This window comes from Nocardia sichangensis (assembly GCF_047200615.1).
Lineage (GTDB): Bacteria > Actinomycetota > Actinomycetes > Mycobacteriales > Mycobacteriaceae > Nocardia > Nocardia sichangensis.
Genome location: NZ_JBJZOK010000018.1, coordinates 159,594 through 173,471, shown reverse-complemented (window position 1 = coordinate 173,471; position 13,878 = coordinate 159,594). Strand labels below are relative to the sequence as shown.

Below are 13,878 nucleotides of genomic sequence, written 5' to 3'. Positions count from 1 at the left end.
GAAGTACCGGGGGCTCGAATCAGCCGAGACGGGATCTCAGAAGAGGCCCGCCAGCGCGGTGTCGGTACCCTGCAGGTCCGAGTTGCCACTGCTGACCAGCTTGCCCGCGCTTTCCAGCGTGGTGTTCAGCTGGGTGACCTGCGTGTTCCACTGGGCCTGCAGCGAGGCGAACGCGTCGTTCGCGTCACCCTTCCAGTAGTTGGTCACGAAGTCGGTGACCTGCTTGTGGAAATCTTCGAGCATGGTCATGACGCTGCGCGCTTCGGACACGATGGCCTGGGCGCCCGCCTCGACCTCGCCGAAGTTCGAAGCAATCCGACCGGGATCGTTCGCTACCATGGGGAGCTCCTTGTTGTCTGTGGTTCGGCTATCGGATCAGGGAAGGTCCAGGCTGGAGGCCTGCGCGGCCACCTGCTGGGCGAACTGCTGGTCCTGATCGGCGAACTTCCGTCCGGCGTGGGCGAGCTTGTCCGACGTCTGGTCCAGCTGGTCGTTCAGTTTCCGCGCCTGGGCGAAGTAGCTGTCCATGAACGTGTCGAACGCCTGACGAGCCGCACCGCTCCAGGTGGCGGTGGTCTGATCCGACTTGCTGTTCAGTGCGGTGATCGCGGTTTGCAGATCCTGGTGCCGCTGCCGGCAGTTGTCCACAAACTTCGAGATCGCCTCTTCGCTCGCTTCGAGCTGTCCTGCCATTTCGGCTCCTTTCGGTTCCCGTCTCGGCCAACGGCGGAAGCCTCAGTTGGCCTGTACATCTGATTGGACGCGGTGCGGGTCTGATCGGTTCCATCCGACTCGAGAAAGTTCGGCATCGCCCCACGGGATCAGGCCCTGCGCCCCTCAGCCCGGCTCGTCCGTAGATTTCGGCGGCCGCGCACGGGCCTGCTCGGAAGACCACGATGCGATCCGGGTCTGCATGACTTGTAACGCCAGCGCTCGGCTCCCCTCCTTCCCCCTGCTCGCTGCTGTAATGATCGGCGAGTGGGCTGGCTGCGGTACACCTTACCGAACGCCTAAGTCCGCCGCTACCAGCAGAATGACGAAATCCGGTGGTCGCGAACCGAAAACCTAACGAAGGCTTGGATTCAGCGGACGCGACCGAATCACTTCACGCGATTGCGCAGCACCGGCACCAGACGGTCGAGCAACGTCTGCTGGGACGACTCGCTCCAGTCGCGGACCGCGGCGACGGCCGCGGGATCGTCCAGCGGAATCACCGTGGCACGGGTGCCCGCCACTTGGTACGGAAGACCGAGCAGGCCACCGCCGCCGGCCTTTTCGTCGCTGCGCACCGCCAGCACGTAGCCGTCCGCCGCTACTTCCAGCCGGTTGGTTCCGGTCAGTTCGCGAGGCGATGCCTCGTCGCCCGCGCGCCGGTAGTTGAGGTTGTAGACGAATCCGAGATTTTGCAGGAACTCGGTTTGCGGGGTGCCGCCGAGGAAGATCGAGACCTGCGAGCCGCGCGGCACGTCGACCATCGTGATCGTCTTGCCCCGGAATACCGGGTTGTCCGCTCGCGCCCGGTCCAGCGGCGACAGCGCTGCCGTGCTGCTCGGCGTGGCGACGGCGGGATCGGGTGCTTGCCCCTCGCGATTAGAGGCCCAAATGCCGATCCCCGCGGCGAGTGCGACGGCCACCACGCCCGCGGCCGCCGCGAGCAGCCAGTTCTTGCGCGCGGGTCGTGCGGCGGCGCTCCCTTGACCGGAGACGGCCACTCGGGGGTCGGTCCCCGGCCGCGGATCGAATACCTGGATGGGATAGGTCGGGGAGGTGTTGGTGGCGACGGGGTTGTAGCCGGGAATGAGGGCGCTCGCCGCCGCATCGGTGAATTCGCGGCAGCTGTTGAATCTTTCGGCCGGGTTCTTCGCCATGGCGCGGGCGAAAACGTGGTCGATGGCGGGCGGCAGGCCGGGGTTGACGGCGGTGGCCAGCGGCGGGGGCTCGTGAAGATGCCCCATCATCACCAGCGCGGGTTGGGTTCCCGGGTAAGGGTTGCGCGCGGTGAGCAATTTGAAGAACGAGCACGCGAGGCTGTAGACGTCGGCGCGGTGGTCGAGCGGGCTGCCGGTGAGCTGCTCGGGCGGGGCGTAGGCGATGGTCGCGACGAAACTACCGGTCTGCGTGAGTTCGGTGGTGTCGTCATTGGCTTTCGCCACGCCGAAATCGGTGAGCAGCACGCGCTCTTCCTCGCCGTCGGCAGGTGCGGACAGCAGGAAATTCGCCGGTTTCACATCGCGATGCAGCAAGCCCTTGCGGTGCGCGTAGTCGAGTCCTTTGCCGACTTCGGTCGTGATACGCAGTGCGCGAAGCGGATTCATCGCATGCGGGTCGCGAGCCAGTTCGGCGGCGGCATCGGTACCGTCCACGTATTGCATGGCGATCCACAACTGGCCGTGTTCTTCACCGCGGTTGTATACCGAGACGATGTTCGGATGATCCAGTCCGGCGGCGAGATTGGCTTCACGCTCGAAGCGGGTACGGAACTCGTAGTCGCGGCTGAGTTCGCCGCCGAGCACCTTCAACGCGTCGGTCCTGGGCAGGCTGGGATGCTTGGCCAGATACACCGTGCCCATGCCGCCCGCGCCGAGCACCCGCATGATGCGGTACCCGCCGACAATGGTCCCGGGGCTAATCGCCATGTGCACGATCTCCTGACTCCACGCGGGCCGCTGGCGTTCGCCACGCAGCATACTCGACCGAATTCGCGACGAAAGTGCCGCATTATCGGCTGTTCGCGAAAACGGAATACTGTGCGGCGGCGCGCTGTTGCGCGTCCAGCAGTTGATTCGCCGCGACGAATCCGACGTATTCCTTATACGCGACGACGCAGGTGAATCGCCTGTCGTCGAAAAGTCCGCTCCGGTTCTCCACGCACGCCGAATCGGGCAGGTGCTGCGGGGGATCGGCCGGACCCGCAACCACTGTGGGGGTGATACGTTCCGCGGCGATCCGCCGGGCCGTTTCCTGGTTCGGCGTGCGGATCACCAATGTGTCTCCGGAGACGGCGAATTTCTCGGCCCCCATCGCCGTGAAACGTTGTTTCGCGTAATCGAGGTCTTCGGCGTATTGCATGATGCCGCGCAGGCCGAACAAGGCGTGCGAATCGTCGTAGCTGGGCGATTGGACCCCGGCCGGATTCAGGGTTCGGCTCAGCAGATGATCGGGATCCCAGGGCAATCGCAGCATCTCCTCCTCGGTCAGCGGAGCCAGCTGATCGAGCAGCGGAAGCTGAACGTCGTACGCCTTTTCCGCGAGAGTGACTAGGGCGTCGCGGTCGGGAGCGCTGGCCGAGACGAGGAACGCCACCACGTAGGAGCCGTGCGCGAGCATCGCGCGCAGGAAGGGCGAGCCGGGGCGCCAGTGCGCTCGCGCCTGCGGCTGCCGCGGCAGCGTGACCGGCTCGTTCTGGTCGCGGTAGGCGCCGAGATCGGCGTCGTAGAACTCGTTCGCGGCCTGACGGGCGCGGTCCGGGTCGGGAAACTGCATGACGATCGTGCCGATCGTGGTGGAATTGGGCCGGGGCTTGGTCGGCCACTCGGAGGCGATCAGGCTGACATTCTGATCCGATCCGTTGGTGTGGAACCCGTACATCATGCGGTTGCGTTCCGCGATCGGTCGCATGTCCTCCTGGCGACCGAGTTCACCGGGCAGCGTTCCCTTGCTGATACTCGACGGCGTCCAGCTGTACTTCATCCTGGGATCGATGTCGTAGGCCGAGGCGACGTGATCGGCCAGCCGCATGGCGGCGACCTTTCCCATGTCGATGAACAGCGGTTGGTAGTCGTCGTCGTGCGCGTTCGGCGGCTCGGTGGGGTAGTTGCCGGTGTCGAGACCGCGAATATCGATCTCACCCGGCCGCGCGGTTCCCGCGAGCGTCGAACCACAGCCGGTGACGATCGTGGCGGCCAGCGTGCACGCGAGAGCGACAGCGGCGGTGCGGAATCCTGTCATGCGGCATTCACCAACAATGCGTACTGGGCGGAGATGCGTTGCTGTGCGTCGAGCAGTTGATGCGACCAGGCGAACGCGGCGTAGCGGTCGTAGGACACCGAACAATAGAACCGGACGACGACCGTCTCGTTGCCGATGTACTCCTTGCACTGGGCAGCGGGAAGGCCCTTCGGCGACTCGGCTCCGCGGAATTTCTTCGTGAGTCCGCCGAGTTCCTCGCGTAGTCGTGCGGCCGAGTCGGCGTCGCGCGCGCGGAACAGATGGGTTCCGTCGGCGGCGTACCGATCCACTCCCGCCGCTTCGATGATCCGGCGGTCGTCGGCCGAATCGATGGTGAAGTGCAGCGCGCCACGCTCGGTGTACGCGCCGGGCGGATCGATCCAGGAGTCTTCCCTGGGACGCGGCAGCGCCCGGTTCAGCATGCCGTCGATATCGACCGGCAATGTCATCAGCTGGTCGACGGGCGTGGGCGTGAACCGGCCGATCGCCGGGACCACGGTGTCCAGGCTCTTCTCGACCAGGGCGAGCAGTTCGGCGAGGTCGACTTTCTCCAGGTAGACCTTCGCATAGTCGTAGACCCAGGTGTAGACGACGAATTTACCCGTGGCGAACCATGATCCGATCGACTGATCCGTGGGTTGCCAATGCGCGTGCGCGGCTGGGTACTTCGCGATCTGGACGGGCGTGTTGCGGTTGTTGGCCTCGAAGTCGACGCGTTCCAGGGCCGCCGCCGCGGCCGCCGCCTTCTGCTCGTCGGGAAAGATCATGACGGCGTTGACCAGGTCGGTGCCCCGGTTGTCCGGCGCATTGCCCGCGTTGCTGAAGAATCCCGCGACGAAATCCGGCGCCGCCTCGGCGAACCGGGAGACGTCCATGATCCGTCCGAGCGAGTTCTTCGGCTCGATGAACACCTTGGACAAGGACGGATTCTGGAAGACGAACCCGGGGTCGATGTCCGAGGGCGGCGGGAGGAAATTCGCGAGCCGCTCCGCCTCGATCATGCGCGCCTGCTCGGGATTCTTCGCTGTTCCGTACGCGCGCGGCGTCGTCGCGTAATTGCCCACGTCGAGCTGCGCCAGATCGACGGGCTGCGCGGACTTGTCCGTTCCGGCCGCCGGGCCGCCGCACGCGCCGCCCCCGAGGGCTACGGCGCAGGCCAGCACCAGGGCACCGGCGGTTCGGATCGGTCTCGACATCGCGCCGTGCTGCACTCTTCCCTCCCCTGACTGCGGTAGTTGCGCCGGATCCTACTTCGGCCCACCCGCGGCCGAGGATCGCGAAAGCGCTGGACGCTTACCGCCGTCGATCTCAGAAACTGTTCGCCAGCAGCGCGTACTCCGCGGCGACCTTCTGTCGCACGTCCGGTTCCTTATCACTGGTGACGACTCCGACGTACCGTTTGTACGCGACGTAACACCGGTATTTGTACTCGCGGTCCGGGTCGCCCTTGCTGTTGAGTTGCAGGCACTTGGCGCCGGGAACATCCTTGGGAGCGCCCAGCGGATCGTAGTGCGCGCCTTCGCTGTCCAACAGGCCGGTGACCAGTTTCTGGGCGGCGGCCGCGTCTCGGGTTCGAGCGACGTAACTGTCGTCGAGCAGGCCGATGTGATCGACGCCGGCTTCCTCGACCAGGCGCAGGTGGACCGACTCGTCATCGGCGCGGTGCACCGTGTGAAAGCCGCCGTAGACGGCGAAGGTCGCCGGATCCGGCACGCGGTTCTTGCGGTCGGCGACCGCGACGCGGGCGAGCAGGCCGTCGGGATCGGCCTTCAGGGTGTCGAGCTTGTTCACCGGGGTCGGGGTGAATTTGTCCAGCTGCGCGACCTGGGCGGCCAAGGTCTTGTCGACCCACTTCACCAGGTCGTCGCCATCCGCCGTCGGACGCTGGATGAACAAGGAGATGACGAACTCCTTGTACGCCATGAAAGTGCCGACGTTGGGAACGCCGGGCCGCCAGTGGATGTAGGAGTCGGGATACTTCGTGGACGACAGTTTGCGATTGTCCGGCGAAACGGCGATGTCGACGTCCTCGAGTTCACGGGCGGCGAGCTTCGCGGTGGCCTCGTCGGGGAAGCGGAACAACGCGTTCGTGACCGCGGTGGCCTGCGGCGCCGGATTGGACTGGCCGGCCGGATCGGGACGGTCGGCGCCGCTGGCGGCGTATCCCACGACCAGCTTGCGATTGTCGAAGACCGGCCTGGACACCTTGGCCACGAAGTCGAGCGCCTGCTCGGCGTCCTTGACGACGGTGCTGCCGCGGCCGAACTTCAGCGTGGAGTCGATGCGCACGGTCGGAGCCACGGCGTCGGACATCCGCATGCCTTCCAGCAGCGCGCCTTTGCCCGCCGAATCCTGGTTGTACTCGTGCTTGTCGACGGGATAGGTGCCGACTTCCAGCTTGCGCACATCGATCTCACCCGCGGTCGGCGTGCCGTGCACACCCGCGCAACCGGCCAGCATCCCCGCCAGTGCCAGGCAAGACGCGGTGAGCGCGATCCGTTGCGTCCGAACCATCTCAGGCCCCTCGTTCCTCCCGTTGCTGACACTGAAGTTACCCGACGGACGCCGGGTAGGGGGACCGATGGTCGTCGTATTGCAATACCCTTGTCGGTGTGGCGACGACCTTGCACTGCAATCCCGGTGGAGGCCGATACCGGTGATGGATCGGCAGGTCGAGGTCGTCGTCGGCAGCCACGCCGTGGCCAGGGTCGCGGGCGCGGTCGTCGTCGTCGCGCACCGCAGGCCGGGCAGGCCCACCCCGGACTCGACCGCCGTCGTCGCTTTGGAATCACTGGCCGAACTGGTGCGCGACGCGACCGATCGGGAGCCGGGTGGCCCCGGCGCTCTGGTGGCCCGGCACGCGACGCGCTGGCTGATGAAACAGGCCGAGCAGATCAGCCCGGGCGAGCCGATCGACTTCGGCATTCTGTCCACCGCCGAGCACGGGGGCGTGGCGATCTTCTTGCACGGGGCGATCACCGCAGTGCTGGCCGGTGACGGCGTGCTCGAGCGATACCGCGGCAGCGACGCCGCCTTCACGGTGGATCGGGTCGCGGCGGTTCCGGCGCGGGCGGCGGCGCTGTTCGTCGACGACGCGAAGGGCCGCATCCCGGATCTGCCACCCGAGCCCGGCATCGGCAGGCTGGTCGAGGGCATCGCGCAGGCAGGTGGCGCGATCGTCTGGACGGATGGCTCCCGCACGGGCTTGCCGACGAACGGCGGAGAGTCCGGCTCCGCCGGCGCGCACCACCGCCCGGAGACGCATCCGGTGCCGACGGCGCGCGTCGAATACGAGCCGTCCGCCGAATCGCAACGGCAGGAGCCGCGACCGCCGCGATACCCGACGGCGCCGTCGACCGCGATGCTCGATGCCCAGACCGAGCAGACGCCGATCGACCCGCACCACGCCCCGACGCAGCTGGGCGGCACCAATCCCGCGCCGCGGCCCGACCCGGAGCTGCAGCGTCGGCTCGAGGCGACCGCGAAGGCCACCGCGCTGACGGTCAAGGTGATGGGATTCAAATGCGCGCGAGCGCATCCCAGCGATCCTCGGGCGGCGTTCTGCACCGTCTGCGGTATGCCGGTCGACCAGACCCAGGCGCTGATCGAGGTGGTCCGTCCGCCGCTGGGCATGCTGATCCTCGACGACGGCATGACCTACATGCTCGCCGCGGACGCGGTGATCGGTCGCGATCCGGAGCACTCGCCCGCCGCGGAGAGCGGACTCGTCCCGCTGCGGGTCGACGACGCCTCCGGTGGCATGTCCAGGGCGCACGCCGAAATCCGGTTGGTGAACTGGGATGTGACGGTGGTGGACTGCGGCTCGACCAACGGAACCCGCACTCGCCTGCCGGGCTACCGCGACTGGGTGCGCCTGGCGCCGCGCCAGTCCATGGCGCTCATGCCGGGCACCGAGATCATGCTCGGCAACCGCGTGCTGCGCTTCGAACTGGCCGCGCCGCCGCCGTTCGGCCGCTGAGCCCGCGCTACGAATAGCGCGCGGCGCACACGCTTTCGCCGTTCAGGACACCGGCGCGGAAGGCCTCGACTCGTGAGAAACCACTCGGGACGGTCTTGCCCTGGGCGTCGCTCGCGGCCAGGCCATCGGTGAGCAGCCCCGAGACCGCCTCGTCCAGATCGCCTGCGGCGAGCTTGATATCGCCCTGATCCACCGGCCGCCCGGACTCGGCGAGTTTGCCGGTGACCACTCCGGACAGACAGGCCGCCCGCAGGCCGGTCTTGGCCCCGACCAGACTCTGACCACGGCTCTGCTGGACCGCCAAGGTGTATCGGGAGATGAACACGATGTAGCCGTTGTAGTCGCCGGTTACCTTGAGCGGCAGCGGGTCGTCCGCGCCGGACGTCGAGGTACCGCGCTCGGCGAGTCCGGGAATATCGGTGGCGATCGTGTTCGCGGCGGGGCAGTACGACACCGGTTCGGTCACGACGCCGTCGGGGCAATTGATCTTCGCCCGTGAGTAGTCGTATGTCGGCTCGTGGTCGATCGGCAGAATGGCTTCGAGTGCTTTGGTGAGTTCGACCAGGGTCTGTTTCGTGATGGGGTACTCGCCGCGCCCGTTGTCGTCGCTGAAGCTCTGCGGCAGATTGGCGCGGCGCTGGTCGATCTCGTCCTGGTCGATGCCCTTGCATGCCTTGGGACCGTCGGTGAAACCGATCTGCACGGCGGTGACCCGTTCGAAGGCGGAGCCGTGCACGCTTTCCGGATCGTCCGGGTCGGAGTCGCGGATGGCGACAGTGGCGGCGAGCACGGTGTTGAGGCCGTCGGAGGTGTTGATCGTGAAGTGCTTTGCCTTGCCCTCTGCCACGTGCCGCATGAACGCGCCCGCGAAGCAATCCGCCTGCTGCTCCTTGACGATCACCGGGTCCTTCGCGCCGACGATCTTGGCCATGGTCTGCACCGCGTGCCCGTACTCGTGCGCGAGCACCATCACCACCGACATCTTCCCGAAGGTCTCCTCCATGGTGGGAAGCAGCACCGACCGATCCCAGCCGATGGAATTGTCCAGGCGGCAGAAGGCGGCGTTCACCAAGCGATAGGTGCTCTCCTTACAGAACTCGACCGACTCGGGACGCCCGGCCTTCGCGCTCCAGGACAGCAGCTTCTCGACCGGCTTGAACTCGCCTTGGAACTCCTTGCCGAATTCGCCGCGCCAGTAGGTCTGGATGTCGTCGACGGCGTTGAGCGCCAGGGTGTCCACGGCGCCGCCGTCGCCGTTGGTCGCGGTCAGCGTGCTGTCCGGGACGCCGGTGCGGGGGCCGCTGGGGCCGCTCGTGGTGGGCAGCCCGGCAACCTTGAACGGATCGTCGTAGACGGAGACGGCCCGGCCGTCGACCACTCGAATACAGCCGCCGACCAGCACCAGAATGCTGAGCAGCGTCGCAACCAGCGCGGTCGCTCGGACTCTCGGCAAGGCTCCCCCTAGTCGGCCGCTAGATCGTTCACATCGGTCGCCGGATCGGGGCATTTGGCGCATCGGGGGCACCGCCGATGTCCGGGTGATGGAATAGTATCCGCTGCATGTCTTCACCGGGGGCGCAGACCATCACCGTGCGCCATGATGGAAACGAACGAGTATTCGATTCGAGCCAGCAGGTCACGATGGGCCGCGCGCCGGAGGTGACGCTTTTCGTCGACAGCCCGCTCGTCTCGCGAGTGCACGCGACGCTGGCCTGGCAGGGCAGTGCATGGGTGTTGACCGACAACAAGAGCACCAACGGGGTTTTCGTGGACGCGCGCAGGCTGACCCAGCCGGTGTCGATCGACCGCCCCACGCAGGTCCGGCTGGGTGACGCGATCAGCGGCCCGCTGTTGCACCTGCTGCCCGCGAACCCGCAACCCCCGCAACGTCCTTCCATGCGCCCGCCGCAACCGGCTCCGATGCCGCAGCCGGGACCGCCGCCGCACGGGGTCCGGCGGCCCGTGCAGCAGTTCCAGCATCCGCACTATCCGCCGCCCCAGGACGCACCGGCGCCCGCGGTGAACATCAACATGACGACCAGGGCGGACACCTCGAACATGCCGCCGGTCCGGGCCAGGGCGAGCACCGCGCCCATCGCCCGCGCCGACCGGATCCCGCAGACCGGCCTGAGCATCGGCCGCACCACCGACAACCAGATCGTCGTCAACGATCCGCTGGCCTCGCGCAAGCACGCCCGCCTGGTTGCCTCCGCCGAGGGGCTGGCCATCGAGGACCTCGGCTCGGCGAACGGCACGTTCGTCAACGGGCACCGCCAGCAACGGGTGGTGCTGCGCGAGCGGGACATCATCACCATCGGCAACGTCGACTTCGTCGTCCAGCAGGGCACATTGGTGCACCGGCAGAAGCCGGTCGCCGAGCAGGGCCTCGCGGTGCACGGGGTCGGCTTCACCGTCGAGGGCAACAAGCAACTGCTCGTCGACGTGAACATGTCGGCCAGCCGCGGCACCCTGACCGCGCTGATCGGCCCGTCCGGAGCGGGCAAATCCACGCTGTCGCGCCTGATCGCGGGCACCACCCGCCCTTCGGGCGGCGTGGTCACCTTCGAAGGCCGCAACCTGCACGCCGAGTACGAGGCGCTGCGTTCCCGGATCGGCATGGTGCCGCAGGACGACGTGCTGCACCGCCAGCTCACAGTGCGCCAGGCGCTCGGTTTCGCGGCCGAGCTGCGGCTGCCGAGGGACAACAGCAAGCAGGACCGGCAGCAGGTCATCGACGGTGTGCTGCAAGAGCTCTCGCTCACCGAGCACGCCGACACCAGGGTCGACCGCCTTTCCGGCGGTCAGCGCAAGCGCGCCTCGGTGGCGCTGGAACTGCTGACCGGCCCGTCGCTGCTCATCCTGGACGAACCGACCTCGGGCCTGGACCCGGCATTGGACCGCCAGGTCATGGTGATGCTGCGCGAACTGGCCGACGCGGGCCGCGTGGTGATCGTGGTGACCCACTCGGTGGCGCACTTGGACATGTGCGATCAGGTGCTGCTGCTCGCCCCCGGTGGGAAGACCGCCTACTGCGGCAATCCGGCCGGTGTCGGCGCGACGCTGGGCACCAGCGACTGGGCGGAGATCTTCGCCGACGTCGCGGCCAACCCGGATCAGGCGTTCGCCGCGTATCGCTCCCGGCAGGCGTTCGCGGCACCACCCCCGCCGCCTGCGCAACCGTACGGGCCCGCGGGCAGTCCGCCGCAATCCAGCCGCGGCAAACAGTTCTCGACCCTGGCGCGCAGGCAGGTCCGCCTGATCCTGGCCGACCGCGGATATCTGACGTTCCTGGTGTTGCTGCCGTTCATCCTCGGCGGCCTGTCGCTGGTGGTGCCGGGGAAGAACGGTTTCCAGCGCGGTGCGCTGAGAGCGCTGCCGGACGGCACATTCGTGCCCGAAGGCGGAAGTGAGACACAGCAGTTGCTCGTGGTGCTGATCCTGGGCGCCTGCTTCATGGGCTCAACGCTCACGGTGCGCGACCTGGTCGGCGAACGGACGATCTTCCATCGCGAGCGCGCCGTGGGGTTGCTGCCCTCTGCGTATCTGATGGCGAAGATCGCGGTGTTCAGCTTCACCGCGCTGCTGCAATCGGCGGTGCTGGTCGGCATCGTCCTCGCGGGCAAGAAGCGTCCTGGTCAGGGCGCGGTGCTGGCGTCCGGCAGCGCGGAGCTGTACATCGATATCGCACTGACCGCGATCTGCTGTGTGGTCGTCGGATTGCTGCTCTCGTCGCTGGCCAAGTCGAACGAGCAGGTGATGCCGCTGCTGGTGGTGGCCATCATGTGCCAGCTGGTGATGGCGGGCGGCCTGATCCCGGTCACCGGCCGGGTGGTGCTCGAGCAGGTGTCCTGGCTGTTCCCCGCTCGCTGGGGATACGCGACGGGCGCGTCGACGGTGAACATCCGCGACCTGTTCCTGAACGCGCAGGCCGACACGCTCTGGCAGCACAAGGCGGAGATCTGGGCGTTGGACGTCGGCGTGCTGTTGCTGATCACCGTGGTGCTCGCGGTCATGACCTGGCGCCGGTTGCGACTGAAGAAGTCGGCCGCGTGACGCGGTCCGGACGGTCCGGCTACGCCCCGGTGCGCGGAGGCGGCGCCCAGCGGCGTGGGACGGCAACGACGAGCATCTCGGCCGCGAACCGGGCACACTTATGCCTGTGACGGTGCGAGTAGGGGCAGTGCATCTCGGCTGGGATGTGGTGTCCGTGGCGGCCGGTGGCGGTGGCGTTCCCATCCGCCCCGTGCAGGTGGAGGGCATGTGGACGCCGCCGGCCTATCTGCTGGCGGATTCGTCGGGCCGGTTGCACACGGCAGGCGTGGAACGCAACAGACCCGATCTCGGGATGGCGATCGCCGACGTGCGCGACATCCTCGGGCATCCGCAGATCGTGGTCGCTGGCGCGACATGGCCCGCGGAGTTGGTGTTCCGCGCGCGCCTGTACAACCCGCTCGCCGAGATCGGCAAGCACTTGCGCGGCAAACCGGATCTGGTGGCCTTGCCCTACCCGGACAGCTGGCCGGACGAGAAGATCGATGTCTACGCCTCGATGGTGGAACAGCTCGATGTCGTCGTGGAACCGCTGCCGGAGAGCGTCGCGCTGTCCGGCTACGTCCGCGCCCTCGGACTGGTGCACCCGCCGGACCGGTCCAGGCCGAACGGCGTCGGCGCGACGGGTGTGTACTCCGACGGCCGCGGCATGCTGGTGGTCGCGGTGCACGGCGACGACGAGCAGCCCACCGAGTCGGTCGACGTTCCGGTGGACGCGGAGGCCATGCGTGACGCCAGGTCGGCGGACGACGTCGTGATCGAGGTCATGGCGGCGGCCCGTTCGATCGGCGCGGACACCTCGACGGTCCTGCTGTCGGGCAACGTGCGCTTCAACGACGCGTTGCGCCTGGCCTTCCAGAACCATCTCGGACACCGCCTGCACGTGGCCGATCATCCGATGCACGCCCTCGTCCTCGGCGCGGCGCACCTGCTGGTGAGCGATCCGGAGGCGGACGAGCCGGAGCCCGCGGGCAGGCACACCGAACCCGCGCCCGCTCCGCAGCGCCCGGTGGACGCACAGTACCCCCCGCAGCAGGCGGACGCGGGTCAGCGGTCGGCGCGGCCGGTGCCCGGTGTGCAGTACGGCCCGGGATACCCGACCCAACCCGAAGAGGCGACGACCAGGATCGGTCGCGACGAAGTGCCGCGGGGCCTGCCGCCGAATCTCGCCGAGCTGGGTAGCCGCTTCACCCGGCCGCCGAGCGCGCCGGACGAGCAGCAAGACGGCGGTCGTCCGCCCGGTGGGCCGGTGCCGCCCCTCGACCCGCGTCCGCCCTATCCGGGCGGGCCGGAGTCGTACCCCGGTCAGCAGCGCCAGGGGCCATGGCAGGACTCGGGCGCCGACTCCGACGACGAGGACCGGCACCCCAAGGGCAAGCTGTGGAACAAGATGAAGGGCAACTTGTTCGGGGCCAACACCGTCGTCGGGGCGGTGGCGCTGGCCGTGGTCGCGCTTCCCTCCGGGAATCATGGCGTGGAGCTGACCGCGCGGCCGGTCGTCCTCGACACGGCATCGGTCGTCGCGGAGGAAGGGGTCGATGGCGAGCCGGTCGGCTGTCCGACCGCGCCCGATGCGATCATCCAGCCCAAACCAGGGGTCACCGCCGCACGGGGCAACCAGCGGGAAGCGCGGGAACGGGCCGCCGAGTGCGGACGGCCCGATGTCGATACTCTGCGCTATCTGGTCCCCGGCCCGCCGGGCGCCATCGACCTGGGCCCGCCGATCGAGATCTGACGCGATTTCTTCCCGCGATACCCCACTGGTATCGTTGCTCGCTGGCGTGTGGAACGTCCGGCCGACTCCTGGTGATCGTCCGGATGTCCACCGAGTCCCGGGTCTCCACCGGCCGCCGGGAACACCTCGACCGCACGCTCGGCTGGCAACACCGACGACAGACAGG

The 13,878-nt window shown here is 67.8% G+C and carries 10 protein-coding genes; 3 read left to right on the top strand and 7 right to left on the bottom strand.

Features of this window, described 5'->3' with window-relative positions; translation table 11 throughout:
* Positions 1-36: 36 nt before the first annotated feature.
* The 6 genes from ACL03I_RS24505 to ACL03I_RS24480 all read right to left on the bottom strand — a co-directional run bounded on the left by ACL03I_RS24505 (position 37) and on the right by ACL03I_RS24480 (position 6,462).
* The gene (locus tag ACL03I_RS24505; protein WP_355076245.1) at positions 37-339 is read right to left on the bottom strand and encodes a WXG100 family type VII secretion target; all 303 of its coding nucleotides are present in this window, start codon (positions 337-339) and stop codon (positions 37-39) included.
* Between the two features lie 36 nt (positions 340-375).
* Entirely contained in the window at positions 376-693 is a 318-nt protein-coding gene (locus tag ACL03I_RS24500) for a WXG100 family type VII secretion target (RefSeq protein WP_039795679.1), read from the bottom strand.
* 407 nt (positions 694-1,100) lie between these two features.
* Positions 1,101-2,636: a serine/threonine-protein kinase gene (locus ACL03I_RS24495; protein WP_412807031.1), complete on the bottom strand. Its 1,536-nt coding sequence runs from the start codon at positions 2,634-2,636 to the stop codon at positions 1,101-1,103.
* 82 nt (positions 2,637-2,718) lie between these two features.
* A complete protein-coding gene (locus ACL03I_RS24490) occupies positions 2,719-3,948 on the bottom strand; it encodes a DUF7373 family lipoprotein (protein WP_412807030.1) in 1,230 nt (409 codons plus the stop codon).
* Positions 3,945-5,144: a DUF7373 family lipoprotein gene (locus ACL03I_RS24485; protein WP_379252021.1), complete on the bottom strand. Its 1,200-nt coding sequence runs from the start codon at positions 5,142-5,144 to the stop codon at positions 3,945-3,947. Before ACL03I_RS24485 ends, ACL03I_RS24490 begins: the two co-directional genes overlap by 4 nt.
* A 112-nt stretch (positions 5,145-5,256) precedes the next feature.
* Complete coding sequence (locus tag ACL03I_RS24480; RefSeq protein ID WP_397277136.1) at positions 5,257-6,462, bottom strand: DUF7373 family lipoprotein; 1,206 nt, start codon at positions 6,460-6,462, stop codon at positions 5,257-5,259.
* A 145-nt stretch (positions 6,463-6,607) separates the two neighbouring features.
* On the opposite strand from ACL03I_RS24480, the gene ACL03I_RS24475 reads away from it, so the two are divergent.
* Positions 6,608-7,927 carry an FHA domain-containing protein gene (locus tag ACL03I_RS24475; RefSeq protein WP_379252179.1) on the top strand — a complete coding sequence of 440 codons (1,320 nt, stop codon included), beginning with the start codon at positions 6,608-6,610 and terminating at the stop codon, positions 7,925-7,927.
* A gap of 7 nt (positions 7,928-7,934) precedes the next feature.
* On the opposite strand, the gene ACL03I_RS24470 is transcribed toward ACL03I_RS24475, so the two are convergent.
* The gene (locus ACL03I_RS24470) at positions 7,935-9,380 is read right to left on the bottom strand and encodes a neutral zinc metallopeptidase (RefSeq protein WP_355076255.1); all 1,446 of its coding nucleotides are present in this window, start codon (positions 9,378-9,380) and stop codon (positions 7,935-7,937) included.
* 107 nt (positions 9,381-9,487) lie between these two features.
* On the opposite strand from ACL03I_RS24470, the gene ACL03I_RS24465 reads away from it, so the two are divergent.
* The gene (locus tag ACL03I_RS24465) at positions 9,488-11,980 is read left to right on the top strand and encodes an FHA domain-containing protein (RefSeq protein ID WP_412807029.1); all 2,493 of its coding nucleotides are present in this window, start codon (positions 9,488-9,490) and stop codon (positions 11,978-11,980) included.
* A gap of 100 nt (positions 11,981-12,080) precedes the next feature.
* Positions 12,081-13,712: a chromosomal replication initiator protein DnaA gene (locus tag ACL03I_RS24460; RefSeq protein ID WP_355076259.1), complete on the top strand. Its 1,632-nt coding sequence runs from the start codon at positions 12,081-12,083 to the stop codon at positions 13,710-13,712.
* The last annotated feature ends 166 nt before the right edge of the window (positions 13,713-13,878 follow it).

What these genes read in the sequence shown, in the direction of transcription:
- ACL03I_RS24505 (WP_355076245.1), bottom strand. Translation starts at nt 339, where the DNA reads ATGGTAGCGAACGATCCCGGTCGGATTGCTTCGAACTTCGGCGAGGTC.
- ACL03I_RS24500 (WP_039795679.1), bottom strand. Translation starts at nt 693, where the DNA reads ATGGCAGGACAGCTCGAAGCGAGCGAAGAGGCGATCTCGAAGTTTGTG.
- ACL03I_RS24495 (WP_412807031.1), bottom strand. Translation starts at nt 2,636, where the DNA reads ATGGCGATTAGCCCCGGGACCATTGTCGGCGGGTACCGCATCATGCGG.
- ACL03I_RS24490 (WP_412807030.1), bottom strand. Translation starts at nt 3,948, where the DNA reads ATGACAGGATTCCGCACCGCCGCTGTCGCTCTCGCGTGCACGCTGGCC.
- ACL03I_RS24485 (WP_379252021.1), bottom strand. Translation starts at nt 5,144, where the DNA reads ATGTCGAGACCGATCCGAACCGCCGGTGCCCTGGTGCTGGCCTGCGCC.
- ACL03I_RS24480 (WP_397277136.1), bottom strand. Translation starts at nt 6,462, where the DNA reads ATGGTTCGGACGCAACGGATCGCGCTCACCGCGTCTTGCCTGGCACTG.
- ACL03I_RS24475 (WP_379252179.1), top strand. Translation starts at nt 6,608, where the DNA reads ATGGATCGGCAGGTCGAGGTCGTCGTCGGCAGCCACGCCGTGGCCAGG.
- ACL03I_RS24465 (WP_412807029.1), top strand. Translation starts at nt 9,488, where the DNA reads ATGTCTTCACCGGGGGCGCAGACCATCACCGTGCGCCATGATGGAAAC.
- ACL03I_RS24460 (WP_355076259.1), top strand. Translation starts at nt 12,081, where the DNA reads ATGCCTGTGACGGTGCGAGTAGGGGCAGTGCATCTCGGCTGGGATGTG.